Genomic DNA, 26,564 nt, shown 5'->3' with positions numbered 1-26,564 from the left:
GGCTACAGCAAATGTCCCGACCACCGAACGGCCTTGCGCAGATGCCGAAAAGCCCGCCGCTGAGGAAGTGGCGTGCCGGGCAATGCTGTGACCTAGGTTAGAGGAATGGCATGCGGGCTAAACGTCTTTCGCCCCTTCTCGAAGCCTGGCAAGTGTTGAGCGAGCACTGCCATCAGCATCGAAATTGTCGTCATCCAGCCATGCCAAAAGGGCGGCCTTATGCGATGGCCATTCGTCGAGGAGCATTGAGTGCCAAGCAACGTCCCTCTGCCACCCTTTGACCACGGCTGCCGCGCGCCAAACCCCCTCTGCTTTGAACCCGTAGCGCTCCGCCGCGCGACGTGAAGCTGTATTCAAAGCTTGGCAACGCCATACCAGCCTCCTGTAGCCGAGTTCGTCAAAAGCATGCTGCATCAGGAGAAAAATCGCCTCCGTTGCTGCGCGCGTTCGCTGTAGTATTGGCGAAAGCCAGATACTGCCAATTTCAATGGCTGCATCGGCCGGATAGATGTCACAGAAGGACAACCATCCCTCAACCTTGCCGTTGAACCGAGGACGTATCGCCCAGAACGGCTGATCGTTCCGTCCGGCCAGATCCCGAACATGGCTGGCCAGTGCGTCTAGTGTGGGAAATGGTCCATAGCGCAGAAAAGTCCAGGATTGTTCCGCGTCTCGAGCAGCGGTCCAGAGATCGTGAACATGATCCTCCGAAAGAGGCTCCAAAGACATCGAAACCCCGTGGTGGACCTGCCGTAGAGGAAACGGGCGAGGAATAGGATCCACAGCTATTCCGAGAACAAGCTCATTCATCGAAAAAATATCTACTCCACGTTCTTTAATTGGCCCGCATCGGTTCGCCCAAGAAATGGCACGGTTCACCGTGACACGCCGCTGATGGCCGGCCATTAGCGATACTTTCCATCTAGGCGCAAAGCCAACTCCTCTGTAGCGTCTCAAGCCATAAGCGCTTCGTTGGTTAAAGCGGCATAGGTCCGGACTCGTTTTTGGCTAGCGGTGCAGCATCATATGCTGGCATCAAGACTCGCGCAAAGTCCCTATTCAACGGTTGGCAGCCCAATGAAGGTGCTTGAGCTTGTCGGGGTTGCGCATCACATAGATGGCCGCGATCTTTCCGTCCTCGATATCGAGCGCCGTCGTCTGCAGCTCGCCATCGGCTTCCAGCGTGACGAAGCCGGGCAATCCGTTCACGAAACCGACCCGGACAAGCGTCGAGCGATTCTCCTGGAGCCAGGCAACCACACGCTCATATTGCCGGATGACTGCATCGAACCCCAGGACCACGTCCATGGCGGCCGTACGCTTGCCGCCGCCATCGGCATGCGCGCAGACGTCAGCCGTTAGCATCGCCCCGAGCGCCTTCATGTCGCCGTTGCGCGAAGCAGCGAAAAAGGCGTCGGCCAACGCCAGGCCGCGCTGCTTTTCCACCTTGAAACGCGGTCGCGCCTCACGAACATGGGCGCGCGCGCGGGCAGCAAGCTGGCGGCAGGCGGCGGGTTCGCGCTGGATGGCGGCGGCGACCTCCTCGAAGCCCAGCCCGAAAACATCGTGCAAAAGGAAGGCTGCCCGCTCAAGAGGGGAAAGACGCTCCAGCACCAGCATCAATGGCAAGGTGACGTCTTCCCCGTCGTCATCTTCCACCAGTGGATCGGGAAGCCAGGGACCGACATAGCTCTCACGCCGGCGGCGCGCCGATTTGAGCTGGTCGAGGCAAAGCCGCGTTACGGTGCGGCGCAGGAAGGCCTCGGGCTCGCGCACATCGCTGCGGTCGGCCCTCATCCAGCGGATGAAAGCCTCGTGCACGATATCCTCGGCGTCCGCCACGCAGCCGAGCATGCGATAGGCAACGCCCCTGAGCTTTGGTCCGAGAACGCCGAAATCCGGCGCTTTGTCCTCGGGTCCGCGTTCGTCATCAGGCAGCGGCCGCCTTGGCCGCGGACCTGATCGCCGCCGGATCGACCCAACCGCCGAAACCGACCGCGAGCCGGTTGTAGCCGTTGATGACATTGATCATCAAGGTGAGCTTCACCTGTTCCTCCGGCGTGAACTCGGCCTTCAGAGCATCATAGACGCTTTCGTGCGTATGTCCTTCGCTGATCCGCGTCAACGCCTCGGTCCAGCCGAGTGCCGCGCGTTCTCGATCAGTATAGCAGGGCGCCTCGCGCCACGCCGCCAACAAGTAGAGGCGCTGCTCGGTTTCGCCATCCTCGCGTGCAAACACCGTGTGCATGTTGATGCAGTTGGCGCAGCCGTTGATTTGAGAAGCACGGATCTTCACCAGCTCGGCCAGGCTGGGCTCGAGGCTGGAGGAAATGGCAAAGGCTGCGCGCTGCCATTCCTTCATCAAGGAAGGGGCAGCGGCAAAGAGGTCGAGTTTTGCAGTCATGATTGGCTTCCTTCTGTTGGTGCCGACATCATGACGAATGAGGATCCGCAAGTGTGACATGCACACGGATTTTTGGTGTTCCTGCAACGATTGCCCGGGCAGTTCGTGAAAATGCTTCAGCGTTGGAGATATCCAGTCACGAGACGGGTGGCCTCCTCGACCAGTTTCGCGGCTGCTTCGTCTGCCAGCATTGCAGGGCCGTACAAAACCGCGTGGTGCGTCAACGCCTCGATCGACGTCACGCTTATAAATGATGCGAGCTCCAGGTCGTCGACATCGAGTTCCTCCCGGTGGTGCTCAAGATACATCCTGAACAGGTCGTAGTTTTCACGACTGAAGGTTTCCAGGTCCTCAAGCTCGCCAACCCGAGGAATCTGCTCCGTGAGCACACGATGCAGCTTAGGATCGACGCCATGGGCCTTGACTGCCACGGTTACTATCATGCGCACCGCCTTTTCCAACGGCTGACTCATCACTTCAGCCAGCTGGCCGCGCACGGCCTCGGCTATTTGCTGACGGTGGCGATTGGCGACGCTGACGACCAGCGCTTCCTTGCTCGGAAAGTATTGGTAGAGCGAACCGATGCTCACGCCCGCGACCTCCGCGATGCGGTTGGTGCTGGCCTTGTCGAACCCTTCCTGGACGAGAATGCGAGCGGTTGCTTCGACCAGCGCGTTCACCGTCGCAAGGGACCGCTTTTGAGTGGCGCTTTTCCTGGGGGTCGTAAGCGGTCTTCGCGTCATTTTTCCGCGCGCCTGAATGCGAGTACAAAAAGCGAATGATCACTCGTATTCTGCCATGCAAAGGGCACAACAATCAACACCTTGTGCCTCTCGCCAACATACTGCGCTATCTAAGGAGATATTCGAATGCACAACACAATGAAGCGCATGTTCGAATTTAAAGCTTGGGCGAATGACGAGCTGGTAAGCGCGCTGGCTAGGCTCGACGACGGATCATCAATAACAGGGCTGGCTGTCCAAGCCTTGAGCCACACCTATGTCGTCGACGGGATCTTCATGGCGCACATGACGCGACAGGCTCACGGGTTCAAATCGGCCAATATGAGCGAACTGCCGACGCTTGACGGTTTGTCGGCGGATATCAGAAGAAGCGACCGGGAATACATCGACTATGTGACGGGACTTGACCGCAGCCAATTGGAGGAAAAGATTGACTTCACATTTACGGACGGCAGCCTCGGCCGCATGTCGCGTGAAGAGATGCTGCTGCATGTGATCACCCATGGCATTGGTCATCGGGGACAAGTCAGCGCGCTCATGCTGCTCAATTCTGTCACGCCGGCGAAGGACGGTTTCACCGCCTTCCTGCATGAATCCGAGCCGTCGGCGAGACGGCGAGCCGCCGCGTGACTGACGATGGCACCAAATAGCACTCGATCAGGGCTGCGTCTTTCACATCAATCCAGACGCTCATGCAATCCGCGAGCTCGACACATGAGCTGAAGCTGCAGTTCCGCGACCGATTCTTTGAGCGCGTTTCAAAGCGGCTTTCCCCGCGGCTCGCCGCGCCCGGCGCGCCTTACACCTATGTCACGACCAAAGAATTCCTGCTTGAGTTCGGCCTCGACACGCTACGCAACCTGCCGGATTTTGAGGCACTCGAGGACGCCGGCTGCTGTCGAAGGAAAAACTGCTTGCCGGGGATATTCCCGCAGGTTCTCTTCGACGGCGAAGAAGTGGCAGAGGACGCCGACATTGAGACCAATTGTTTTGAGCTGGTCGCTCCAGTAGCGCGTTCACAGACAGCCGAAGAACTCATGGCCAGTACGACTGGTTGTACGAGCGCAGCGCCGATCGTCGTCTTAGGAAGGTCCTTTTCCATCATTGACCAGCTAGAGGCGGAAGGTCTTGCGGTCGAACGTCTTGCGGCCCTGGGCGTGCAACTTCCTTATCAGGTCGTCATAGCTGAAGCCCGCTTCATCCTTGGGGATCGTTGGCATGCCTACGGCTGCAAACCGGTCGTTCAGTTGCTCAAGCAGGTCTTCGCCGGAACGGATACGCAGGTTGACGCCAAGGGTCCGGAGGAGGCGGCGAAGTTCATCATGTCAAATTGCAAGTGTCCGCTCCAAAGGTCGCGCAGCTGCCCCATCATGCTGTTGGCGCCGCGTGGCTGACTGGAATTAGATGTAGCGGCAGGTCAGGCCGCCGAGCCCTGTTCCTCTGAGCGTCGAGCAGTTCAACCTCCCCAGTCAAGCCGTTCAGAAAAAGCCTGAGTATGTGGGCAGCTATGCGAACAGATCCCGCCGCCCCATTCACGGCAGGCGGCCGCCCCGCTCGAGCGAGGTTCGGGACAGTAGCCGCCTGCGCCACATTGAAATTGGGAGACGCCGGGACTGATCTGCGCGTGTCGAGTGCCGTTGTCTCACTTGAATGATCATCGCACAACGCACCCGACCGGGGCCCACGCAGCACTATGCAGGCGCCTAAATGATTCAGGACGACGAAGGTTGCGGGTCCTCCAGACAAGGAGATCGAGAACCATCAAGCAGTGGCTCAGGCAGTCGAGGGACGAACCGGAGCCGCTCGCATCGCTCAAGGAAAGGAGATCCCACGCTGCGCAAGCCGACGAAGAAGGCGTGCTCGCCAGTCGTGACGATTTCACGCAACCAACTGAGTTTGTCGGCATTAACTTGTCACAGCACCGGAGGAACTCATGCTCCAAGTTCGCGTGCTTCAGGATTTTGAGATCGGTGACGAGGTCACGCTCACCGCTACGGTCATTGCGATCCTCCCGAGTGGTCGCGCCAGAGTAGGTATTCCGTCGTATAACGCTCCTTATGCGGTTGAACCGCCACCCAAAACCCGCGCCGGAGATCGAGTTTTCCTTGTTGGGGACATCACTCGCATCGATCGCCAAGCCAATAGGTTGACGGTACGAATCGACTGCGGTGGCGTGGTCACCGTAGATCGGTCGGCGATAACCAGCCAAAAAAGGCGCCGCGGCGCTTCAGCGCGCTGATCCTTGCTGCAAAAGGCCCACGGCCGAGAGGTTCCGGTCCGACACCGGTCGATGAGATCGGATCAATGGCCTTGCGCGCAAAAATGCATGCCGTCGGTGCGGTCCCAACTCAATATCGGGAACCTGCGCCGCTCAGCTTGTCGCATGCGTGGTGCCTTAACGGTCCAGAAGTTTTCCCGGCGTATAGCAGGGTTCATGAAACCGCTACGACACTTTGGCGAACCGACCGCCCGTCTTTTCCTGTTAAGAACGGCTCTGCCCATCATCATGGTGACGCTGCTTGTCGCGATCATCACCACAGGCCTTTTGTTTTGGTCGGCGATCAAGACTGACAGTGTTGCCGTGTCGCGACAAAAGAGCCTGGTTGCGCTGATCGTATCCAAACTGGAGCGCGGAGTAGCACATGACCAGGAGAGCGTCACGGTTTGGGATGACGCGGTCAAAGCGCTGCGGAGCCGCGATGAACAATGGCTCGATACAAATCTCGGCAGCTGGATGCACACTTATTTTGGCCACGACGAGGTCTACATTCTCGATGCGAATGACGCGCCCGTCTACGCATTCGTCGGCGGCTCGACTGTCGTGTCCTCCAGCTACCAATCCGTACACTCCACGACAGCGCCTCTTGTGGCTCTTCTCAGGGCAAGACTGAGACGTGGGGACACCGAGGGAGTTACGGAGCAGGTGCTCACGATAGGTGCTTCCGACATGGCTGTCATCTTGGGCCATCCTGCCGTTGTGAGTATCAAGCCGGTCGTTTCCGACAGTGGCCATATCGGGCAAACTCCGGGTCAGGAGTTTCTACACGTTGCCGTCCGATATCTCGATGGCAGTCTCCTTGCCTCGCTGCGCCAGGACTACCTACTCGACGGCGCGCGCTTTTCCTGGGTCGATAAGCTTGCCTCCGCAGAGGCATCTTATCCCCTTGTCGACCGATCTGGCTCGACCGTCGGCTTCTTCATCTGGCAGCCATACCGGCCCGGGACGCTCGTCCTTTTTCAACTGGTTCCAATTCTCTTCGCCTTGTTCGGGCTGATGCTGGGCGGTGTCATTGTAGCTCTGAGGGCCTTTCGCAGGCGGACTTTGAAGCTGATTGAATCCGAAGATCGAATCTTTCACCTCGCCCACAATGATCTCCTTACGGCGCTGCCCAATCGCGGCCAATTCAACGAGCGTTTATCTGATGCGCTTTCGCGGCTGCCATCGACAGGCGAGCAGCTAGCGATACTTTACCTCGACCTCGACCGCTTCAAGCAGGTTAATGATACCTTTGGTCATCCCGCCGGCGACGAGTTGCTTAGGGAGTTCGCAGATCGACTGAGGCGGCTAACCACGGGGGCCGACACGGTCGCGCGCCTGGGTGGAGATGAATTCATCATCATCCAGCGTTCGGTCACAGACGAAGATGAGGTCAAGGCCCTGTGCGAGCATTTGATCGAGTCCGCTCGCCGGCCCTTCCAAGTCGCCGGGGCTCAGGTTTTTGTCGGGGTGAGTGTCGGCGGAGCGTTCGCTCCAAGGGACGGATTGGACTGGGTCGAGTTGGTGCGCAAAGCCGACGTTGCACTGTATCACGCCAAAGCCAGGGGCCGGAGTGGTTATGCATTCTTCGAAACCGAGATGGACCAGACGCTGGCGATGCGCAAGGGTCTGGAACAGGACCTACGCAACGCGCTGCAAGCGCCCGGTCAAATCCAGGTCCATTATCAGCCGCTATACACCGCCGACACAAACAGGATGACGGGCGTTGAAGCCCTTGTCCGCTGGTCGCACGTTGAGCGCGGTTGGGTTGCCCCCGCCTTGTTCATACCGTTGGCGGAGGAGACGGGGCTGATTGAACACCTGGGCGAACTGGTTCTCCGGCGGGCGTGTCAGGATGCCGTGCACTGGCCAATAGAGACATTGGCGGTGAACGTGTCGGCATTGCAGCTGAGTAATCCGAGCTTCGCCATGAGAGTGACGAGCATCTTGTTGGAGACTCATATGGACCCCCGACGGCTCGAACTGGAAGTTACCGAAAGCACGCTATCGCAGCACCGGACTGAGTGTCAGCAGAATATCAAAGCGCTGCGTGACATCGGGGTGCGCTTTGCTCTTGATGATTTCGGGACGGGATTTTCCTCCTTTGGACGCCTGCAGAGTCTGGAAGTCGACCGGATCAAGATAGACCGAAGCTTTGTGCACGGCTTTGGCCACTCAAATGGTGACGAGGCTATCGTTCAGGCGATAATCGACCTGGCCCGGGCAACGGGCCTCAGCACCACGGCGGAAGGTGTGGAGACGGAGAGCCAATGCGACTATCTGCGCAAACTCGGCTGTGACCAGCTACAAGGCTTCTTGCTGTCCAGGCCAGTGCCCAAACAAGAGCTTGAAGATCTCCTCGCCGGCAAAGCGAAGCGCGCTTCTGCCTGAGGCTGCCGAATTCGCATGCGGGCTGCCGGAAGACGCGGAGATGCCACAGGCGATGCGCTCGGCATTGGCTGCCGTCAAATTCGGCGGGGCATCCGTCCAGCAGTCAAACGTGACTTCTCATTACGGACCGGCTACCGCGCGGGGGGGCTTTTCTCAATGTTCAAGATCACACTGAGTTGCCATCTGTGGCAAGAGGCTTTAACGGCAAACCCTGGAGTTCCATGGATGCCGCGAGCAATCTAGATTTCGCACCAAAGAGTGTCCTTCCGCCCGTCCGCGCGAGGGGGGCCTTTTTAGCTGGTGAAACTGTGGTGCCACGACAGTCCCAGCGCCGGAGTTCAGCATGTTATCAAAGCGAATAAAGCTCGCCACGCTGGTGGGGGCTACCGCCCGGTCGCTGGCAGCATACAATCACGCGCGCGCCAGGAAGGCCCTGGTTCCCGGTTTGATGGCACGCACTTTCAAGATCGATGGAGTGAAACTGCGCGTCGTCGAGAAAGGCAGCGGGCTTCCCTTGCTCCTGCTGCACGGCAATGGCTCGGTCGCGGAGGATTTTGCTATCAGCGGCATGCTCGACCTGGCGAGTGCCAGCAGCAGTTGCAGTACCGCCTCGGGCAGCGTGGCCGCTGATCCGACTCTCACCATCAATGCGACGGTCGCTGCAAACTGCCTCGTTGCGACACAGAACAACGATTTCGGTCGAAGGGGGTACTTGACGGCAATGTTGATGCCACTGGCCAGGTTTCAGTCACCTGCACACCGGCAGCAGCATATACGGTCTCGCTGAATGGCGGGATGACAGGCGCGCCACCGACAACACGCAAGATGTCGAAAGGTGCAGAAACCGTAACGTATGGCTCTACAAGGACAGCGATCGCACCCAGCCATGGGGGGCTCCTCGACACCCGGCAGCACTGTAGCGGGAACCGGAAATGGGGTGATGCAGAACTTCACAGTTTTTGGTCGTGTCCCCCCACAGACCACGCCTTCGGCAGGGGTGTACACATGAAGCAGGGGTCTCCCGACAGAATCCGGATCTGAGTTGCATCTACTTGGACGACTTGCTGACGCCCGGGTTACGGCTTAGCTTCTCAGCCTTCGCGATTTCGCTCGCCGATACGGTTTCAGGCGTCGGGGCGGGCGATGCCCGCGATCAAGCTCGTCTCGATGTCGACCACGCTCGCAATGAACGCCCTGGTCCAATGGCAGGGCGGGCGGGGCGCTCTGGTGATGATCGGATTGTCCCGACATTATCAAGTCGTGCGCGGATTGGTGCCAAAAATTTGCCCGTTGACGCCCATGGTGATGTGGCACGAGCAGCCGGACCAACAGCCACTTGAATTAGACGCCTAAGAGCGCAGCACGAATCCAACTGGGCAGCATTCATTTTCGCTATCGAACCAGCGTTTGCGCCGCAGCCGCTTGTAGGCGCGCCTTGCTCGTCGCGACAGATGAGCCAACACCGGCCCTGCTGCTCAGCCTCCACACGCAAGGGCAGGGAGTCGCATCTCGTCGTCTCGGCGTGCGCCGGCAAGCCATGCTATTGCATTTCCGGCAAGATGCCCTAACTTCTGTGGCAGATTGCCGGAGTAAGAAAAATGGCCACATCCAACGCAGTGATTGAGGAAGTCGCCCGCAAGCTGGGCGGCGTGACCGTGCTTGGAGCGGACGTTCGCTCGCAGGCCGATCTTGCGACCGTGGTGCGGCGGCGGCTTCCACTCGCCACGCTGAAGGGGCTTTCTCTCGCCGGCATGAGTGAACAGGAGATCGAGCGTTTTGTCATTCCGCAGCGCACGCGCAGACACCGCGCCGAGAAGAACCAGCCGCTGACGATAGACGAGTCCGATCGGGCCGTGCGCCTTGTCCGCATCCAGTCGCTTGCGGAAGAGACGTTTGGTGATGCCGGCAAGGCGAACCGTTGGCTGCGTAAAGAGTTGGCTGAGCTGGGGCGTGAGACGCCGCTAACTGTAGCCCAGACCGAGGCCGGCGCGCGCGTTATCGAAACCATTCTCGGCAAGATTGCCTGGGGTGCTGCTGCTTGATGCGGCTTTGGCGACTTTTGAGCCTGCAATTCGCGGAGGCCTTCGACGGGGGCTACGGTCTCCGGTTCGACGGCCGGTGGAACACGGTGGGCCGTCCTCTGACATACGCCGCGACATCGCCATCGCTCTGCGTTCTCGAAAAGCTCGTTCATGTTGAAGACCCGGAGCTGCTGCCGGCGCTCGCGATGTTGGTTTATGAGGTGTCAGATGAGATGCCCGTTGAACCCATCACTCTGGCGGATCTTCCCGAGGATTGGCGTCGGCGGGAGGCGGAAACGCAGAGAATCGGAGATGAGTGGCTCGCGAGCAATCGAGCGGCAATACTGTTCATTCCGTCTGCGATCGTTTCGATTGCGGACAGCCCAGACCAGAACGTGATCATCAATCATCGCCATCCCGCGACCGCTGGGATTCGGATAGAGCGGATTGAAGCCTTTGATCTGGATGTGCGGTTGCTGTAGTGCGTAAATAGTGTTTTGTTTCAACGCTTTACAAAGTTCCATAAGATATCTTATGCGGCTTTGGATTGTAGGAGCTAAGTTAAAATGTCCGAGTTTGGCAAAGTAGGAATGTCGCTCCTGCTTGTGCGCTGCCAATCTCTCCGCCTTCGACGGGGCGGGAGATTGCAACTTGGGACTTGTTCTGATGAGCGAACGCGAGCTGAAGCGTATCGAGGTTTTGTCGAAGGTCGTTGAACGACGCATCTCCACTGCGTCGGGCGCGAAGATCCTGGGGCTCACGGTCCGCCAGACCCAACGATTATTGAGGACATTCCAAGACGACGGTGCCGCGGCTCTCCGGCACAAGGCGCGCGGCAGATGTTCGAACAATCGCATCCTCGATAACGTTCGCGACTTTGTCCTGGAGCTCATCCGCGAACACTATGTCGATTTTGGTCCGACGCTTGTCCGCGAGAAGCTGCTCGAGCGACACCAGATAGCGGTCAGCAAAGAGACGCTGCGCAAATGGATGACCGAAGCCGCCATTTGGACATCGCGACGTGAGCGCAAGCGCCAGATTCATCAACCGCGTGGCAGGCGAGATTGCTTCGGCGAGTTGGTTCAGATCGACGGATCGCACCATTGGTGGTTCGAGAGCCGGGGGCCAAAGTGCGCCCTGCTCGTCTACATCGATGACGCCACCGGCAAGCTGCTGCATCTGCGCTTTGCCGGTTCCGAGAACACGTTCGACTATCTGATCGCCACCAAGGCGTATTTGCAGGAATGGGGCAAGCCGATCTCCTTCTACAGCGACAAGCATGGCGTGTTTCGCACGACGCATGGTTCGGAGAAGGATCGAACGACTGGCCTGACGCAGTTCGGTCGCGCGCTCTACGAACTGAACATTGACATCATCTGCGCCAACAGCCCGCAGGCCAAGGGTCGCGTCGAGCGCGCCAATCAGACGCTGCAGGACCGGCTTGTGAAGGAGCTGCGCCTGCGCGGCATCAGCACGATCGAGGCGGCGAATGCCTATGCGGCCGAGTTCGCCGCCGATTTCAATGCCCGTTTCGGCAAGGAACCACGCAATCCGAAGGACATGCATCGCCCCCTTGCCGATCATGAGAATCTGGACAGTGCGATGTGCCGCAAGGAGATGCGGACTCTGTCCCAGGCTTTGACACTGCGCTACGACAAGGTGCTGTTCATTCTCGATCCGAGCGTCTTCGCTAAGCGCTTGGCCGGTAAGAAGGTCGTTGTCTGCGACTATCCCGATGGCCGCCTCGAGATCATGGAGGGCAGCACGTCCCTGCCCTATAGAACTTTTGACAAGCTGCGCTCGGTACACAGATCGGAGATCGTCGAGAACAAACGCCTGGATGAAGCGCTTGCAATGGTGGCCGAGATGCAGGCCGGCCGTGAGCTGACACGCAGCCAACACGGACCGCGGCGCACAGGCCAGGCGAACCATTTGTTCGGCATTCCCGATGGCAGCCAGAGCAATGGCTACCAGAAGCGTGGCCGCAAGCCTGGTCGACGGACGGATTTCATGAACGATCCTGCCGTCATCGCTCGGCGAGAACAGGCATTGGCGGGGCTGTTGGCTGCGGAGTAGACGTCCAGTCCGGCACTCAAAGCTAAAGCCGAGAAGCTTGACTGGGCCGCACCCGATCAGGCTGCGCAACCCTGACCAGCTACGCCCGATCGGGCGCTCACGTCGGCGCCAAGAAACGCGTCACTGTCGCGTTTCTAAATTGCTGCGTCCTGCCCTGCGAATTGCCTCGTGGCGACATTCAGGCACATACATTTCGCCTGTCTGCTTGCGATCTCGCGCGCTTCGGCTTGTTGTTCCTCAATGGTGGCCAGTGGCTCGAAAAGCAGGTTGTTCCAGTCTCATGGATCAAGATATGGCTATCTATGGTGGATTGCACCGTCTGGCGGTCCGTTCGGGACGGATGCTTATTTCGCGTTAGGATCGGGGACAAGGGCTAGCAGTGATGCCCATCTATAATTTGGTCGTTGCCCACATTATAGATGTGCACAAGGGGGGGTGGACGTCTTGGTTCCAACCATTTCGCGCAGCTTCTTACGCAGATCGTTGCTACCTCGCATAATTCCTAAAACCTGCGACAGATCGGCCGTCCCCTGCAAATCGGGGGGTTTTTGTGTCGCATGTCTTTGTCGCAAGTGGTAATTGTCCTTGCGACATAACTTGCGAGGAAACCCGCCACGATGATGATTGGCTATGCCCGGGTCTCCACCCAGGGCCAGGACCTCGACCAGCAGCACGCGGCGCTTGGCGCGGCCGGCTGCATTCGCCTCTTTGAGGAAAAGGTTTCCGGGGGAAAGCGAGACAGGCCCGAGCTTGTGAAGCTCCTCGACCATTTGCGCCCCGGCGACGTGGTGACGGTCACCAGGCTAGACCGCCTCGCCCGATCGACGCGCGACCTTCTCGATATTGCCGAGCGGATCAGCGAGGCCGAGGCCGGCTTGCGATCTTTGGCCGAGCCATGGGCCGACACGACGACGCCGGCCGGCCGCATGGTGTTGACCGTGTTCGCCGGCGTTGCGGATTTCGAGCGATCCTTGATCGTGGAGCGCACCAGCGCTGGCAGGATCGCGGCCAGGGCACGTGGAGTGCGGTTCGGTCCTTCCCCTGCCCTATCGGCCGACCAGGTCACGCACGCCCGTCAGCTCATCGCACAAGACAAGCCAGTGACTGAGGTTGCACGGCTCCTGAAGGTGCATCGAGCAACCCTTTATCGGGCGCTAAATAGTGTGGAGGGATGGCAGCCGCCTTTGTCGAGTGAATGAAATACGGCGGGACTTCAGCATTGGTTTTATGATGATAGGTTTCCGACCTGCAAGAAAGGAGAGAAAATGATCCGTTATCTAGCGCGCCGTTATGATCGTAAGCACGTTCTGAGATCATTAGAACGCCAGAGGCGTATTCATGATAAGGCGATTCCATTTTCTCGCGATGGCTCTGACGCATTGGTCTTCAATGAAATTTCCAAGGGCGAGATGTTTTTCGCGCCGATATTTCCAGCTGTTCCGTTAAGGGAAGAAGCGGATAGTGTTATCTTCCAATCTGATATTTCAACTGAATATCAGGAGAACAATACGTTCGAATGCGTTGTTACCGACAGTGGATTTAAACAACATGCGCTTGTTGTGTTTCATCATTGGTATGCTCGGAACCGGTATCCGCGATTTTCCAAATACTTCGCTAGAAAGGGCATAACGGTTATTGAAGCTACGCTTCCGTATCATTTTGGGCGAGCTTCGAATGACTATTCGGAGGAAAAACTTTTCAACGCGAATTTAGGGCGCACCGTCCAGTCGATAAGACAGGCTGTCCTAGATGGTCGTAAGATTGTTCGTTGGCTTTATAGTCAGGGGTATCAGAAAATCTCGGTTGTAGGGATGTGTTTGGGTGGCACTGTTGCGGGTCTCGTTGCTGCCCAAGAGCAGAAGGTTGATAAGGCGGTTCTCATGGTATCGCCGGGAAGCCCTGCTGATCTCGTCTGGACTGCGGAGACCATGACGGCCTTACGTGGTCGTATTGAATCGTCCATGTCACTGGAAGGGCTAAGAACCGCTTGGGGTCTCATCGATTTAGAGAAGCATCTTTTCGGCCTTACACGTCCTCGTCTGGATTTGATGTTCTTGCTCGGTAAGGACGATACGGTTGCGCGCCCAGGAGGCTCTGAGCGTCTCATTGAGTTGCTGGCGAAGTGCAATCTTCCACCTGAGGTCGTGCGGCTGAATTGTGGGCACTCATCTATTGGAATGTTCCCCTTCAATTTGATCGCGGCTCGGAAGGTTCTTCGTTTTTTGAAAGAAACCCCGACCCTGTCAGGACTTTGGGAGGTTCGCGGGTTTCGCTACGACTTTAGCGAAGTTTGAGCTATTTGATGGCTCCGCTCCGGATCGCGGCCAAGGCGCGCGGGATGTGATTTGGTCCCTCCCCCAACCAGGTCGCGCATGCGCGACAGCTCGTCAACGACGATTTCAAGCCGGCCGAGGTCGCCCGGCTCCTGAAGGTGCATGGCGCGACCTCAGCCCTCTCAGTTCGGCCGAGAGTACAAGAGCATCTTTGGCAACTCCCCGAATGCTGATCTGCAGCTCTGAACTGTACCGGGCCCATTTGTGACAATGAACGACCACCTTGCTTAAAGAGGTAGTCATTCGCCGCGGCGTGCGACGCCGACGGGATAACGCAGCCGGCCCCACGGCGCTTCCCTACTGCTTCAGCCGTGTCGACTGAGATTCGCGCGCTGCAAGACGTTCAGTTTCGGCCTCTTGTCTGGACGCGACTTCACCCGATCGGGCTGCGGAATAGAGAGCCGCGGCCTCACCCAACCTGACCTGATCGGATTTCCGCACGGATGGATGTTCAAACGATTTGCCCGAGGCTGTCGCACGAGCGATTTCGCGTGCGCCGTCTTCACCGAAACGGACTTCAATCGATTTCTTGAAGGTGGCGATCTCCCGCCTGACCTCCTGATCGGCTGACACCGCCTTGAAGGCTTCGGCCCGCTCGCGATCATCCTTGGCCATTGCAATTTTTTCCAGGGCAGCTTTCGCCTGATCAGAAACATCTCTCACCTCAACCGCGTCAGCCTTGAGCTGCTTTTCGACCTGGGTGCGATAGGATCGTTCGGCTCGGTTCTCGAATTCGGCGGTCCGGACAATGTTCGGGCCAATCGCGGCGGCAGCCTGTTCAGCGGCGGTCCGCTCTTCCCGCGCCTTGGCACCGGCGAAGAACCCTTCCCTGCCCCGCAGCTCGCCGACCAAGCTGGTGTCCGCCGATATCCGTTGTGCAGCACTTGTCGGACCGTCTCGAGCAATGATCTCGTCGAGACGCTGCGCCGCCGATTTCGGATCACGGTAGGCGGCCTCCAGATAGATTGAGCGAGCCTCGCGCTCGCGCTGTACATCCGCATCGCGACTGACAGCAGCGGCAATGCTTTTTTCGTCGATCGATCGCCCAAGGCTGTCGCGGCGCACGCCACCAGCAGCCACATCCTGGAATGCAGCTATCAGTACCCTGGCGTCCGCTGGCCGGTCGGCTGCGGTGCTGCGCGACCGCTCTTCATTTCTGCCATCTGGAACAGCCTGCCGATCTTCGGTTCTGCTTGCCACGACCCGATCATCGGCTGGCCCGGGACGATCGCTGCCTCCTGCCTCTTTTGACTTCTGCGCCATGACGGGCTCAGGCGTCCCGCCTCGACGCTCGGGCCGACGCTGGCTCTCCGCGTCCTTGGCAATGGCGCCGGACTGCATCTCCGGTGTGCGCGGATCTGCCTGACGCATGCCCACGCGTGTCTCTTCGACAACTGAAGCCATCGGCTGCTCCTCTTGTTCCCTGCCATCCTGAGCTTGCCCAACATGCGACGCTGGCCGGGCATTCTCTGCCGCCCGTCCCTCGTCCAGCTTCGCCCGTTGTTCCGCGCTGAGCTCGTCGCGTGTTGCATAAGCCACTGACGCCGACTTGATCTCGTTGCGACCGATCTGCCGGGCGAGCTGCCGCAAATCCCGGGCGGTCTGCGTCGCTACGAAGATCGTCGCGCTCTCACGCTGCCTAGTCAGCGCGACATAGCTCGAGGCGGCGCGCCAGTGATGCGTGTGCATGAGATAGGTGTGGTCAAGCGTCTTGCCCTGGCCCTTGTAGATCGTGCCGGCATAACCGTGCCGGAAGCCATTGAACTCCGAAGCATACCATTCGACCTTCCTGCCCTCCCGGCCCGCAGCTGCATCGAGCGAGACACTGATGCGGCCAAAGTTCCGGTCAATGCTGGAGATCACGCCGGCATTGCCGTTGTAGATGCCGGCGCCCTTCAGCGTATCCGTGAACTGCACCCGGTCGCCGACAGCGAATGCAGCCTCGCCGTGCTTGGTCGTAAACACAAAATCCTCACCGAGCTCACCACGCTCGCGACGCACCGCGCGCAGATCCTTGTTCAGCGCATCGACATCCTTGTTGGTGTAGGCGAACACGAACCGCGATGCCGACGGATTCGAAGCAGCATCCCTGGCCCACCGCTCGACCAGTTTTTCTCGCAATTCGTCCTGCTTCGACGTCCACACCACCGCCTTGTTTCGCGCGAAGGCTCGCAGCGCGTCTTCGAAGCGACTGTCCGAAAGATCGCGCGCCGCCTCTCTCTGCCAGTCGACCTTCTGACGCGTGACCTGGGTGATCTCGGACGATCCGTGCTCCTTCTTCAGCTCTGTGAACAGCCCGCCGCGCTCGATCGAGCCGAGCTGCCGGTCGTCGCCGGCCAGCACAACCTTGGCGCCCGAAAGCCGCGCTTCCCGCAACACCTCGCCGGTCACCTTGGCGTCCATCATCGCTGCCTCGTCGACAACAACCAGCGTACGATGGTCCCACTGCGCGCGGCCGTTCTTCACTCGGAACAGTTCGGCATGAACGGTCGATGATCGAGCAAACCCGTCCTCCTTCATCGTCTGCGCCACCGCGTTGGTCGGCGCGAGGCCGACCACGCGATAGCCGGCCGCTTCATGCGCATCGCGGATCGAACCAAGCGCAAAACTCTTTCCCGTCCCGGCACGCCCCTCAATTATTTTTAGCCCCCCGGACCCCGTCGCATGATCGAACGCAGATAACTGATCCGGCCGCAATTCCTGCACGGACACGAGCCGCTCGCGCGCCCTTGCCCCGACATCGCGATGGGACCCTCCGGCCACGCGCCGTGCATCGGCAAGCGCCAAAACCTCCTGGTCGCGCACCGCCCGCGTTGTCCAGCGTCCTGCACTCTCGCCTGTATCCCGGTCATGCAGCGCGAGCACATCGCCACGCCCGAGCACTTTGCCCTTAACCTCCGCCCGTTCGCCCTCATCGCGAATGTGCTTTTTCAGATGCCGGTCGAGATCGTACTCGGAAAAACTCGCCTGGTTGCGCGTGAGCACTGTGAGCACATGTTCAGGATCGCGCGCCGCTTCTTCGTTCGCCCGCCTGATATGCTCGGCCCGCACATTGACCTCCGCGCCCGGCGTGCGCATGCGGATCGGTCCGATGTGTTCCTGTGGCACCGCGCTGGTCGCATCCACCCGGATCGAAAGCCCCTGTTCGGCAAAATAGCGGTTCTGATGATCGCGCCACAGTGCGCCCCACGCTTCGCCCTCCGCCACGATCGCCCGTCCCCCGCCCCGCTTGATCACCGGATCGAGATCGCGCGCCTTCTTCGCCGCAAACCCGCCCTCGCCCAGCCGCCGCGTCGTGATCAACAAATGCGCATGATAATTGGCCCGCTCGCCCTCGCTCTCCGCCCCATGCGGCGCATGAACGTCAAGCTGCACCGCCAGCCCCTTCGAGACAAAATGTTCCTGCGCAAACGACCGCGCCAGCTCCACCCGGTCGTCGTGATCGAGCTCTTGATTGGCCGGCAACGCCAAGACGAGTTCCCGCGCCAGTTGCGCGTCCTTGCGCTTTTCCATGGCCTCGGCCGCGTTCCATAGCGCATCGCTCGACGCCAGCTCTGACGGCGCGCCTTCCGGCAACAGCACCTCATGATGCTCCGGTGCCTCGCGGTGCTTGAAGTAAAACACCTCGCCGGTGCGCTGCGCCTTGATTGCCTCGCGGCCGTTATAGGCGGCCGAGCGCACCGCGCTGCCGCCGTCGGAGCGTGAGATGTATCGGGCACGTGCGAAAGCGATGGCCATTGCCGCAGAATGCCATCACCAGCGCGCCGCCGCAAGCAAGCATTCGAAGAATGCATATTGCGTCTGCAATAATCCACCGACCGTGCATCGACGATCGATTGGCGATGTGGCAGAACCCATAGCGGCGGAATGCGCCGAAGGTCCTGGTTGCATCCGCCGGCATATACAAAAGGGGGTTGAAGAGACGCGCCACGGCTGGCAAAGTCCCCTCGGGCTTGGCGGACGGAGAAAAGACGGAGATTCTCGTCATGGCCCGCACCTCGCTTGCCGAACGCATGAGCCGCTTGGAACAGCAGCGGGCGAAACTCGCCGAGCAGGAAGCAAAACTCAAGGCGGACGAACGCAAGCAGCGCACCCGCCGCCTCGTTGAAGCCGGAACCCTCGTCGAACGGGCCGGATTATTGGACCTAGAGGAAGCGGCCCTTTATGGTGGCTTGTTGTCGCTTGCCAATGACGAGGGCAACAGCGCAATAATTACCGAGTGGATCAAGGCTGGCAAAACCGCGCTCGCTGGAGAAACAATCGGCAATGGCGCAACAAACGAACCGTTGACCCTCACCTTCCCCGCTCCGCTGCCGACCCCATTCGCGACCCGCCTGCGCGGCGCCGGCCTGCGCTGGAACAAAGTCATGCAGCACTGGGAAGGACTGGCGGAACACGACGCCGTCGCAGCATTGGCCGCCGAGCAGAACGGCACCCTACACCGCGTTCATTCCACCGCGCCGTCCAATCGGGAGCCGGATCGCGGCAGGAAGTCTGAACGCTCATAGCGCCGACGCCTAGGAGCCAAAAAAATGTTCGGGCGGCTGTCCTATGATCTCGTCAAGACACTGTTCAAGGCCACCTTCGCCATCCTGCCGCTCGTCATCTGGTACCCGGCCTGGCGCTACGCGCATGCTCTGTGGGGCGGCGCCTTGCTCGACTGGCATCGCACGGGTCTGTCGCCGGCATCGGTGATTTACAGACTTGGTTACGCGGCATGGCCATCGATCGCGCTGCTCGGGCCGGCCATTACGATGGCGACGGCTCTGCTGCTGCGTCGATCCGGCATGGTGCTGCCCCTCACTGCCATCGCCGGCGTGTTGGGCATGGCCGCGGCAACGGTTTTCACCGTCTGGCCGGAAGCGACACGACTGCTCGGCTACCGATCAGACTTTGCCTGGTCCGCCATTTTGAACGCAGCCGACATGGCCATCTTTTATGCCGGGGTTGTCGGCTTTCTCGCGACCACGGCCGGCGTCAGGATGCTGATGGGAAAATCGCTGCACGCCCAAAGCGTAAAGCCGGTTGAGCGTGCCTCCTCTGACATCTTTGGCCACGCGGACTGGATGGACATTCGCGAGTCACAAAACCTGTTCGGTGGTTCGGCCAAGTCGACAGCCAATCCGCGCGGCGGCGTCGTCATCGGCGAAGCCTACCGCGTCGATCAGGATGCGCCGGCCCGGCGCGGACAAAAGTTTGATCCGTGCGATCCAAAAACATGGGGCAAGGGTGGCAAGTCGCCTTTACTCACCTTTGATCTCTCCTGGGGCGGCACCCACGGCCTCGTCTTCGCCGGTTCGGGCGCCTACAAAACCGTCTCCGTCTGCGTGCCGACGCTGCTCACCTGGCGCGCCTCAATTGTCACCCTCGATCCCTCCTCCGAGCTGGCGCCGATGCTGACGGGCGCACGCACGGCGATGGGCCGGCGTGTCATCTCAATTGATCCGATGACGGGCAGCGGAGCCTTCAACGCGCTCGACTGGCTGACAAAAAGTTCGCCGCTCATCGATGGCGACCTCCGCTCGGTCGTCGACTGGATCTGCGGCGAGAAACACACCGCCACCCGTGATGCGCCGCACGGCGCCTCTGGCAAGGCCTTCTTCGAGGGCCGTGGCAAGGCCATCGTCGAGACCCTGCTTTCCGACATCGTCTTCGACAAAAATCTGTCCGACGACAAACGCAATCTCGTCACTCTGGCGCAACGGCTCGCCTTGCCGGAGGCAAAAATGCGGAACGAGCTAGCACGCATTTTTGAACACTCCTCCTCGCACCGCGCCCGCCATCTCGCAGGCCAGTTGATGGGGCTGGTCGCCGAGACGTTCTCCGGCGTCTACGGCAACATGAGCGAGCAAACCGAATGGCTCGCCAATCCCGCCTACGCAAAACTGGTGTCGGGTAACAGTTTTCGCACTGCTGATCTGGTCGCCGGCAAGCTCGACCTCTTTATCAACATCCCGATGAAGGTGCTGGAATCGACGCCGGCCCTCGCCCGTGTCGTTGTCGGATCCCTGCTCAATGCCGTCTATGAGGCCGACGGCGTCTTGCCGGGCGGGCGTATCGTCTTCCTACTCGATGAGGTCGCCCGCCTCGGTTACATGACCTCACTGGCCCGCGCCCGCGATGCCGGCCGCAAATACGGCATTACGCTGGTCATGCTCTATCAGTCCGAAGGCCAGCTGCGCGAACAATGGGGCGATGGCGGCAAGAGCGCCTGGTTCGAAAGCGCTTCCTGGCGATCCTACGCCGCGATCGGCTCGCTCGAACAGGCCCGCGCTGTCTCCGAAGCGCTGGGCGAACATGGCGTCGTGCTGAACTCCGAGACAAAAAACCGGGGAAAAAGCGCAAAGCCGGTCGAGATCGGCACGGCCTCGACCGGCGCCTCGGAACAGCGCTCCGAGCGTGGCAGACGGTTGGCGACCGTCTCCGAAATTCTTGCCGATGCCAGAGCCGACGAGCAGTTCGTCTTCGTCCAGGGCCGAAAGCCGTTGCGCTGCGGCAGAGCGATTTATTTCCGCAGGCCGGAAATGGTCGCCAAGGTCGAGCGGAACCGTTTCGCGCCCCAAGCCGCGTCGGGTTGAGGCGGCAAGAGATGCAGCGCATTCTGGCCCCGATTATCCCTGGCCTTGCCGTCCTGATCGTCGTGCTCGCCCTGCTGGAAACCTATTCCGGCGTCATTCTTATCGTCGGGGTTATCGTCATGGGCTGGCGGCTGGCGCATGCTGCAAAGCATGGCGTGCCGGTATCGCCGAAATTCTCGAAGGGTGAATGGGACGCGCAAGCAGGCGTTGAACGGAAACCGGCTCTGCCGATCCGTGCAGCAAGACATCGGCCGCTCGATGACGTGCTGGCCGAACTCGACGCCATGACCGGGTGGCGCTCCGTCAAGGATGAGGTCAAGAAGCTGGTCGCGGTGCTGCAGGCCGAGCAGGAACGTCGGCGCCACGGCATCAACGCCGCACCCCCAAGCCTGCACCTGATCTTCCTCGGCAATCCAGGGACCGGAAAAACAACGGCGGCGCGTCTTATGGGCGAGATTCTTTTCGCACTCGGCCTGCTCAGATCCGGCCATGTCGTCGAGGTCGACCGCAGCCAGCTTGTCGCCGGCTATATCGGACAGACCGCAATCAAGACACGGGAGGCGGTCGAGGCGTCGCTCGACGGCGTGCTGTTCGTTGACGAAGCATATGCATTGGCCCCCGAGGGCCAAAATAACGATTTTGGCCGCGAGGCGATCGACACGCTGCTGAAGCTGATGGAGGATCATCGGGATCGATTGTGTGTCATCGCCGCCGGCTATACCGGTGAAATGCGCCCATTTCTCGAAGCAAATCCCGGCCTGCGCTCCCGCTTCACCAGGACAATAATGTTCGAGGACTATTCGGCTGAAGAGCTGGCGGGGATTTTTCGCAACCTCGCCAACCGTGAAGGCTTTGTGCTCGACGCCGCGGCCGAGAACTCGGCTAACCTTGCCTGCGTCCGCATCCAACCAGAGCGTGGAGACGATTTCGGCAATGCCCGCGCAATCCGCACGCTTTGGGAAAGCACGCGCGAGGCGCAAGCCATGCGTCTTGCTACCCACGGCATCGGCAGTGCTGGCCGCGACGCCATCATTACCATCGAGCCAGGTGACATTGCGGCGGCGATAGCATCACACGAGCGGCAGGGATCAACTACATGACGGCTCAAACCCTCCTCTCATCTGTGCGAGCCACGCTGGTGCGCTGGCTCCAACTTGTTCCCGCCCTGTTCCGGCGCGATCCGCTGTTCCGCTATGCCACGATCGCCGCCGTTCTGGCTTTGATCTTTCTGGCTATTAGTATTGTTCGGGATGTCGCCGGCAATCGCGACGGCCCCGTTGCCGGCGCTGGAAAGAACGCCGGCACGCCGACGTCGATTTCGGAAAAATTCGAACAGGGCAATGCATCTACAGCCGCAGGGTCGCGGACCCAACCGCCCGCGCCTGGATCAACCTCGGAGCCGGCTCAAGACCATACGCCTGCTGTCGCTCCAGGCCGGCCGCTGCAAGGAATAAAGGTGGCGCCCGCGCCGCACGACGATTTTGGAACCGTACCGTAGGAAGGATCATCCCCATGATGCAAAGGAAAAGCGTGGGCAGGCTGGCGCTCGGCATTGCAATCGCAGCGTTGAGTTTCGTTGAGGGCTCCGGCTTTGCCTTGGCGCAAGACCAGCAGGCAAACCAGCAGCAATTGGACCGCATCGAGCAAAAACTCGATCGAATTATCGAGCATCTCGGCATCCCCGGACAGGACGGTGCGTCGGCAAAGAGCAACGGCAGCTTGCCCGCCACCGCAAACGATGGCGCGAAGAAGCAGGCTTCCTCCGAAGCCGGTGCCAGCCAAGGTTACCAGCGGGGCGCGCTCGCCATCGCCCGGGTTGCGCCGGCCAAAAAAGACGATCTTCCAGAGATCCCTGCCGACAGCGTCGGCAGCTTTGTCTATATCGGCGGCGCCATTCCCCTCAATGAACTGTCGCGCAAAGGTGTGCTCTACACCGGCCTCACCTCAGTCGAACTCCAGGGCTGGCTGAAGGTCGCAGAACCCGGCCGCACGCAACTCGCCGTCGAATACCGCGCCACCACCGGATCCAACGTTTTTGTCAATGCCGGCTGCATAGCCTCGCTGTGGCTCGAAGATCGCTCGATCGGCTCCCAGCATGGTGAAATTCCGATGCCGGCCAGAGAGCAAAAAAGCGTCTCCTTCATCTTTGGCGCCGATCTTCACCCCGGTCTTTACAAGCTTCGCGCCTGGCTGGCCTGCACCGAGCCGCGTGACCTGCATGTTCTCAATGCCCAACTGCTCATCAAGACCCCCGCCGACATGAACCTGCGCATGATCGACAGCGGCGAATTGCTGCACCAGGGGTAGCAAAAGGTCATGGCGAGAACCAAAAAGCACCACAGCCGCCGTCAATCAGGGTCCGTCGAAACGGATGAACGAGGTTTTGAAAAGCCGATGTTCCGCAGGCCTGGCTTCAACGGGTTGTGTCTTTCGGTGAAATGGAAAAGAAGCTCAGCAAGCAAACGCCCAAAAGCCGCAAGATGCGCGGGCTCGCCGCGAACAGCTTGCCGCCATGCTGGGTCTGTCGACGGGCGTTCTCGCAATTCGCGATCGCGGAAATCTCGGTTAAGCGCTCCCGCCCGTCTGCCTGTCGACCGTCCGCACCGGCCGATAGGCATTGGTCTTCAGCCACGCTTTGCATAAGAAAACGCCGGCGACGGAGCGATGCGTCGCCGGCGTTTTGGGCGCGTTCGCCTAGCCGGGCTCATTGAGGCGATTCAGGAATTCAGCCAGATCTCCTTCGCGGGGCGCCCGGGCTAGCAACAGCCACCTTGTCTTTGATGAGTTTCGCCGCGACAACCGCCGGCAGTGGCATGAAGCCATAGTCGTGAGCGACGGCTGCGTCGTGAAGATCTTGCAGCGTCTCGAACGCGTGATCGTGGGTGCCGAGCCAGAGCGCCGGGTCGTCGGTCACGTCGTGGGGGAACGCCTGCAGGAAATAGGTCCGAAGCGGCGGGTCGTAACCGATGACAGCGTCTGGATCCGAGCGGCCCTGTCTGGTGGCGGTGCCAGTGACGGTGATGGTGTAGCGGCTCATTGCAACCTCCTTGTGCCGGTGGCGAGCCGACCCCTTGCGGGGCCGGCCACCGATGCCTCACTGGGGGTTGTTCCAGAGGATGACCCTCTTGTTCTCCTCGCCGCCCGGGGCGGGTGCAAGATTGCCGAAGATCACGCCGATCTCGGGGGCTTCCAGCTTGACCGAGAGGTACTCCTCGCCCGAACGCTGGGAGATGCGGTGCCAGCCGGCTCCGATCTCGAAGCCTGTGCGCTTGTTGACGATCCGGTAGTCGGGCGCGTCCTCGCGCGACTTGTTGGTGTTCGGGATGAGGGTGATCGGGGCGTTGACCCGGAGCGTGGCAAAGACGCCTTCCATCGAGCCGTCGGCCTTGGTGGTGAGGTTTGCGATCGTGGTGGCCATGGTAGTTCTCCTTCGGTTGCATCGGGACCATTCCCGATGGCGCCAAAGGAGAGGGCCGTCCTGCTGCGGTCATCTCGGCGAAAATTCTGGAAAATTCTATTTGCCGAAAAATAGCGGGCAGGCCCTTCGCCTGTCCGCAGACAAAAAACAGAAATCGAATTTTCCTGAATATTCGCCGAGTGTACCCCCAACGGGGGTTGACCGCACAAAGCAGACGGTCGTCTACAAAGGCGACATGAAACGGGAATGGCCCCGGATGCGACCGAAGGAAAAGAACTCAGGCCGCCATCGCTAGACCGCCGACGCAACGCTGCCGGATCGCCGGAACATGCAGCAGCCTCTCGGGTCATGTCGTCGGCATCGCCAACACATCGAACAGCAGCCCGGCGAGTGACCGCCTGGCGTGTTCGGTATGGCGGCACAGCGGTTTCGAGATCGGAGCCGACTGGCAGCGAAGTTAACGCCCCTCGGGGACGAGCCTCGCAGCCAGGTTGGATGACCCGGCACGCCAGGATGTTCGGCACGCTTGCCCCCGCCTCAGAGGCGAGAAGCGTCAAGATGATCATCCTGCACAACGCCCCGCGGCTCTGCGCGGGCCGGCTTCGAAAGAGGTCGGCTCCGGCCGTTCATAACAGTGGAGTAGGCGGCGCGGGGCCGGATAAAGCCTATCGGATCGGACCGCCGGGCTGTCGGGGGGACCGCGCGTACATCATCCCGGCAACGCTAGACGCTCGTCCGGCATCATGCGGGCTTCGGCCTGGCGGCGAATGTCCGGACCGGCATGGCGGAGCATGGCGCACCAGTCTTGCACATTGTACGTCGTCGCCACGCTGCCCCTTGCCAGATCGTATATGACGCACGGCTTGTTCGCGATGGCGAGCCGAAGCACGTTGACGGCCGTGCCGGGTGATGCGCCATCCCAGACCATCATGCCAAAGTCGGCGCGCCGCGCCATCTCCCGGTCTTTGGCGGCGTGGAACCAGTATCCTTCGGCGCCCTCAAGAGAAGGAACATGGTAGGCGGCCCAGTCGCCCAGATTGTTGCGGGGTTCCTTGCCGGTATGGAAGACCCCGACATGCTCGTAGCCGTAGCCCGCGAGCAGGCCCTGCGCCTCGGCATCGGCTCCAGACTCGTCGCCAATCAGCACGCCGTGCTCGGCAGCGACGATTGCGCCGATCCGAGCGATGGAAGGTTCCGGCAGCTCGAATATCTCGCGCGATCCACCTATGAATATCATCGCCATCGTGACTTTCCTTTCTCTCCAGCGCCCCCGCCTCGCTCTGGCCGCCCTGTCCCTCCGGCCCTTCGCGGGGGATCGTCACCCGAAGCCGAGACGGCGAAGCCGGCTCGGGGAGCGGCGGGAGGCCGCGACTAGAGGCCGGCCGGCCGCAGGCCGGCGCGCCCGGATCGGATGGGAACGAAAGACGACCTGTCGAAGATCTAGGGGGTGGTGTTTGCCAGTCAGAGGCGCACGTCCTGAATCGAGCGCATGAGAACGGAAGAATTGTCGCTTGAAGCAATGAACTCCCAACTCTGCCATTAGCACTCGGCCTCGGCACCGATTGCCCTGACCCCGACCGACGACGACATTGGCCGCGTCGAGCGGCGTTACGCGACTGGTTCGGACAGGTGCACGCGACGAATCCGACCGCCAGCGGTCGGGTTCGTCGACATGGCGATGGAAGCGAGTTCTGAGCGCGGACGCAAGGAAGACGGCGCTTCACGCGCCGTCCTCCGCGAACCGCCAGACGGGGATGCCGAGCCGACGGGCCTTGTCGGCAAGGTTGTCGGTGATCCCGGAGCCGGGAAAGACGATCAGGCCGTAGGGCACCACTGAGAGAAGCTGGTCGTTGCGGCGGAACGGAGCCGCCTTGGCGTGCCGGTTCCAGTCCGGCTTGAAGGCGATCTGGGTGACCTTCCTGTTCTCGGCCCAGCAGGCGGCGATGCGCTCAGCTCCGCGCGGGCTGCCACCATGGATCAGAACCATGTCGGGATGCTTCTCGCGAGCCTTGTCGAGCGCGTCCCAGATCCGGTCGTGATCGTTGCAGTCGAGGCCGCCGGCGAAGGCGATCTTGGTGCCGGCCGGGACGAGCCCCTCGGTTTCGGCGTGGCGGCGGGCGGCGAGGAAGTCTCTGGAGTCGATCACCGACGCGGTCATCGCCTGGTGGCTGACCTTGGAGCCGGTGCGCGGCCGCCATGCCGATCCGGTCTGCGCCTCGTAGAGGTCGGCGGCCTCATCGCGCATGATTTCGAGCACGTTGCGGCGCTCGATATAGGTGATGCCTTCCGCAGTCAGCCGCTCCAGCTCGACGGACTTCACTTCGGAACCGTCCTGTTCCTGCT

General features: G+C 60.5%; 23 protein-coding genes and 2 pseudogenes. 16 read left to right on the top strand and 9 right to left on the bottom strand.

All coding sequences use genetic code 11. The features are described from left to right. Positions 1 to 117: 117 nt before the first annotated feature. From EOA13_RS28260 to EOA13_RS28245, 4 genes are all read right to left on the bottom strand, one after another. Complete coding sequence (locus EOA13_RS28260) at positions 118 to 906, bottom strand: GNAT family protein (protein WP_206535325.1); 789 nt, start codon at positions 904 to 906, stop codon at positions 118 to 120. A 153-nt stretch (positions 907 to 1,059) separates the two neighbouring features. After that, on the bottom strand, positions 1,060 to 1,854 hold the full coding sequence (locus tag EOA13_RS28255; RefSeq protein ID WP_245490512.1) for a sigma-70 family RNA polymerase sigma factor: 795 nt from the start codon (positions 1,852 to 1,854) through the stop codon (positions 1,060 to 1,062). A 76-nt stretch (positions 1,855 to 1,930) separates the two neighbouring features. Continuing rightward, positions 1,931 to 2,404, bottom strand: coding sequence for a carboxymuconolactone decarboxylase family protein (locus EOA13_RS28250; protein ID WP_127296829.1), 474 nt, complete (start codon positions 2,402 to 2,404; stop codon positions 1,931 to 1,933). Positions 2,405 to 2,520: 116 nt separating this feature from the next. Beyond that, a complete protein-coding gene (locus EOA13_RS28245; RefSeq protein ID WP_245490511.1) occupies positions 2,521 to 3,084 on the bottom strand; it encodes a TetR/AcrR family transcriptional regulator in 564 nt (187 codons plus the stop codon). Between the two features lie 201 nt (positions 3,085 to 3,285). On the opposite strand from EOA13_RS28245, the gene EOA13_RS28240 reads away from it, so the two are divergent. The 11 genes and pseudogenes from EOA13_RS28240 to EOA13_RS28185 all read left to right on the top strand — a co-directional run bounded on the left by EOA13_RS28240 (position 3,286) and on the right by EOA13_RS28185 (position 14,186). Further along, a complete protein-coding gene (locus EOA13_RS28240) occupies positions 3,286 to 3,777 on the top strand; it encodes a DinB family protein (protein ID WP_206535324.1) in 492 nt (163 codons plus the stop codon). Positions 3,778 to 3,935: 158 nt separating this feature from the next. Next, positions 3,936 to 4,040 (top strand): annotated as a pseudogene (locus tag EOA13_RS38980) (SMC-Scp complex subunit ScpB); the annotation flags it as partial. 1,040 nt (positions 4,041 to 5,080) lie between these two features. Next, entirely contained in the window at positions 5,081 to 5,386 is a 306-nt protein-coding gene (locus EOA13_RS28225) for a hypothetical protein (protein ID WP_127296806.1), read from the top strand. Positions 5,387 to 5,581: 195 nt separating this feature from the next. Next, complete coding sequence (locus tag EOA13_RS28220; protein WP_127296805.1) at positions 5,582 to 7,795, top strand: EAL domain-containing protein; 2,214 nt, start codon at positions 5,582 to 5,584, stop codon at positions 7,793 to 7,795. 343 nt (positions 7,796 to 8,138) lie between these two features. After that, positions 8,139 to 8,804 (top strand): annotated as a pseudogene (locus EOA13_RS38975) (spore coat U domain-containing protein). A 134-nt stretch (positions 8,805 to 8,938) separates the two neighbouring features. Next, on the top strand, positions 8,939 to 9,148 hold the full coding sequence (locus EOA13_RS38970; RefSeq protein ID WP_245490510.1) for a hypothetical protein: 210 nt from the start codon (positions 8,939 to 8,941) through the stop codon (positions 9,146 to 9,148). Between the two features lie 245 nt (positions 9,149 to 9,393). After that, the gene (locus EOA13_RS28205; RefSeq protein ID WP_127296804.1) at positions 9,394 to 9,837 is read left to right on the top strand and encodes an antitoxin Xre/MbcA/ParS toxin-binding domain-containing protein; all 444 of its coding nucleotides are present in this window, start codon (positions 9,394 to 9,396) and stop codon (positions 9,835 to 9,837) included. Continuing rightward, positions 9,837 to 10,298, top strand: coding sequence for an RES family NAD+ phosphorylase (locus EOA13_RS28200; protein WP_127296828.1), 462 nt, complete (start codon positions 9,837 to 9,839; stop codon positions 10,296 to 10,298). Before EOA13_RS28205 ends, EOA13_RS28200 begins: the two co-directional genes overlap by 1 nt. Before the next feature lie 184 nt (positions 10,299 to 10,482). Beyond that, entirely contained in the window at positions 10,483 to 11,892 is a 1,410-nt protein-coding gene (locus EOA13_RS28195; RefSeq protein ID WP_127296803.1) for an ISNCY family transposase, read from the top strand. A gap of 617 nt (positions 11,893 to 12,509) precedes the next feature. After that, on the top strand, positions 12,510 to 13,091 hold the full coding sequence (locus tag EOA13_RS28190; protein ID WP_127296802.1) for a recombinase family protein: 582 nt from the start codon (positions 12,510 to 12,512) through the stop codon (positions 13,089 to 13,091). 66 nt (positions 13,092 to 13,157) lie between these two features. Continuing rightward, positions 13,158 to 14,186 carry a dienelactone hydrolase family protein gene (locus EOA13_RS28185; RefSeq protein WP_127296801.1) on the top strand — a complete coding sequence of 343 codons (1,029 nt, stop codon included), beginning with the start codon at positions 13,158 to 13,160 and terminating at the stop codon, positions 14,184 to 14,186. Between the two features lie 336 nt (positions 14,187 to 14,522). Here the strand turns inward: EOA13_RS28185 and EOA13_RS28175 are convergent, their stop codons facing one another. Next, entirely contained in the window at positions 14,523 to 17,963 is a 3,441-nt protein-coding gene (locus tag EOA13_RS28175) for an AAA family ATPase (RefSeq protein ID WP_127296800.1), read from the bottom strand. A 248-nt stretch (positions 17,964 to 18,211) separates the two neighbouring features. On the opposite strand from EOA13_RS28175, the gene EOA13_RS28170 reads away from it, so the two are divergent. Genes EOA13_RS28170 through EOA13_RS28150 form a run of 5 tightly spaced genes read left to right on the top strand, consistent with a single transcriptional unit; the run spans position 18,212 to position 23,110 of the window. Continuing rightward, complete coding sequence (locus tag EOA13_RS28170; RefSeq protein ID WP_127296799.1) at positions 18,212 to 18,733, top strand: conjugal transfer protein TraD; 522 nt, start codon at positions 18,212 to 18,214, stop codon at positions 18,731 to 18,733. 24 nt (positions 18,734 to 18,757) lie between these two features. Further along, the gene (locus EOA13_RS28165) at positions 18,758 to 20,803 is read left to right on the top strand and encodes a type IV secretory system conjugative DNA transfer family protein (RefSeq protein ID WP_127296798.1); all 2,046 of its coding nucleotides are present in this window, start codon (positions 18,758 to 18,760) and stop codon (positions 20,801 to 20,803) included. 11 nt (positions 20,804 to 20,814) lie between these two features. After that, positions 20,815 to 21,903 (top strand): AAA family ATPase, encoded by a 1,089-nt coding sequence (locus EOA13_RS28160; protein ID WP_127296797.1) that lies wholly within the window; start codon positions 20,815 to 20,817, stop codon positions 21,901 to 21,903. Beyond that, positions 21,900 to 22,301: a hypothetical protein gene (locus tag EOA13_RS28155; RefSeq protein WP_127296796.1), complete on the top strand. Its 402-nt coding sequence runs from the start codon at positions 21,900 to 21,902 to the stop codon at positions 22,299 to 22,301. The genes EOA13_RS28160 and EOA13_RS28155 overlap by 4 nt, the downstream gene beginning before the upstream one ends. A gap of 32 nt (positions 22,302 to 22,333) precedes the next feature. Beyond that, positions 22,334 to 23,110 (top strand): hypothetical protein, encoded by a 777-nt coding sequence (locus EOA13_RS28150; RefSeq protein WP_245490509.1) that lies wholly within the window; start codon positions 22,334 to 22,336, stop codon positions 23,108 to 23,110. 418 nt (positions 23,111 to 23,528) lie between these two features. Here the strand turns inward: EOA13_RS28150 and EOA13_RS28145 are convergent, their stop codons facing one another. The 4 genes from EOA13_RS28145 to EOA13_RS28130 all read right to left on the bottom strand — a co-directional run. Further along, positions 23,529 to 23,840, bottom strand: coding sequence for a hypothetical protein (locus EOA13_RS28145; RefSeq protein ID WP_245490508.1), 312 nt, complete (start codon positions 23,838 to 23,840; stop codon positions 23,529 to 23,531). A gap of 57 nt (positions 23,841 to 23,897) precedes the next feature. Then, the gene (locus EOA13_RS28140) at positions 23,898 to 24,221 is read right to left on the bottom strand and encodes a DUF736 family protein (RefSeq protein WP_127296794.1); all 324 of its coding nucleotides are present in this window, start codon (positions 24,219 to 24,221) and stop codon (positions 23,898 to 23,900) included. Between the two features lie 709 nt (positions 24,222 to 24,930). Beyond that, positions 24,931 to 25,464 carry a hypothetical protein gene (locus EOA13_RS28135; protein WP_127296793.1) on the bottom strand — a complete coding sequence of 178 codons (534 nt, stop codon included), beginning with the start codon at positions 25,462 to 25,464 and terminating at the stop codon, positions 24,931 to 24,933. Between the two features lie 477 nt (positions 25,465 to 25,941). Next, positions 25,942 to 26,564, bottom strand: a 623-nt coding sequence (locus EOA13_RS28130) for a DUF2493 domain-containing protein (RefSeq protein ID WP_164780379.1), incomplete at its 5' end; no start/stop codon positions are given.

Origin of the sequence: Mesorhizobium sp. M7A.F.Ca.US.011.01.1.1 (assembly GCF_003998295.1) — a bacterium.
Classification (GTDB): Bacteria; Pseudomonadota; Alphaproteobacteria; order Rhizobiales; family Rhizobiaceae; genus Mesorhizobium.
The sequence above is the reverse complement of the archived record's forward strand: the minus strand, read 5'-3'. Positions and strand labels throughout refer to the sequence as shown.

Coding starts and splice junctions, on each gene's coding strand:
- EOA13_RS28135 (WP_127296793.1), bottom strand. CDS start 25,464: ATGGCGATGATATTCATAGGTGGATCGCGCGAGATATTCGAGCTGCCG.
- EOA13_RS28220 (WP_127296805.1), top strand. CDS start 5,582: ATGAAACCGCTACGACACTTTGGCGAACCGACCGCCCGTCTTTTCCTG.
- EOA13_RS28205 (WP_127296804.1), top strand. CDS start 9,394: ATGGCCACATCCAACGCAGTGATTGAGGAAGTCGCCCGCAAGCTGGGC.
- EOA13_RS28175 (WP_127296800.1), bottom strand. CDS start 17,963: ATGGCCATCGCTTTCGCACGTGCCCGATACATCTCACGCTCCGACGGC.
- EOA13_RS28170 (WP_127296799.1), top strand. CDS start 18,212: ATGGCCCGCACCTCGCTTGCCGAACGCATGAGCCGCTTGGAACAGCAG.
- EOA13_RS28160 (WP_127296797.1), top strand. CDS start 20,815: ATGCAGCGCATTCTGGCCCCGATTATCCCTGGCCTTGCCGTCCTGATC.
- EOA13_RS28195 (WP_127296803.1), top strand. CDS start 10,483: ATGAGCGAACGCGAGCTGAAGCGTATCGAGGTTTTGTCGAAGGTCGTT.
- EOA13_RS28185 (WP_127296801.1), top strand. CDS start 13,158: ATGATCCGTTATCTAGCGCGCCGTTATGATCGTAAGCACGTTCTGAGA.
- EOA13_RS28145 (WP_245490508.1), bottom strand. CDS start 23,840: ATGAGCCGCTACACCATCACCGTCACTGGCACCGCCACCAGACAGGGC.
- EOA13_RS28155 (WP_127296796.1), top strand. CDS start 21,900: ATGACGGCTCAAACCCTCCTCTCATCTGTGCGAGCCACGCTGGTGCGC.
- EOA13_RS28255 (WP_245490512.1), bottom strand. CDS start 1,854: ATGCTCGGCTGCGTGGCGGACGCCGAGGATATCGTGCACGAGGCTTTC.
- EOA13_RS28200 (WP_127296828.1), top strand. CDS start 9,837: ATGCGGCTTTGGCGACTTTTGAGCCTGCAATTCGCGGAGGCCTTCGAC.
- EOA13_RS28165 (WP_127296798.1), top strand. CDS start 18,758: ATGTTCGGGCGGCTGTCCTATGATCTCGTCAAGACACTGTTCAAGGCC.
- EOA13_RS28190 (WP_127296802.1), top strand. CDS start 12,510: ATGATGATTGGCTATGCCCGGGTCTCCACCCAGGGCCAGGACCTCGAC.
- EOA13_RS28140 (WP_127296794.1), bottom strand. CDS start 24,221: ATGGCCACCACGATCGCAAACCTCACCACCAAGGCCGACGGCTCGATG.
- EOA13_RS28225 (WP_127296806.1), top strand. CDS start 5,081: ATGCTCCAAGTTCGCGTGCTTCAGGATTTTGAGATCGGTGACGAGGTC.
- EOA13_RS28250 (WP_127296829.1), bottom strand. CDS start 2,404: ATGACTGCAAAACTCGACCTCTTTGCCGCTGCCCCTTCCTTGATGAAG.
- EOA13_RS28260 (WP_206535325.1), bottom strand. CDS start 906: ATGGCCGGCCATCAGCGGCGTGTCACGGTGAACCGTGCCATTTCTTGG.
- EOA13_RS38970 (WP_245490510.1), top strand. CDS start 8,939: ATGCCCGCGATCAAGCTCGTCTCGATGTCGACCACGCTCGCAATGAAC.
- EOA13_RS28240 (WP_206535324.1), top strand. CDS start 3,286: ATGAAGCGCATGTTCGAATTTAAAGCTTGGGCGAATGACGAGCTGGTA.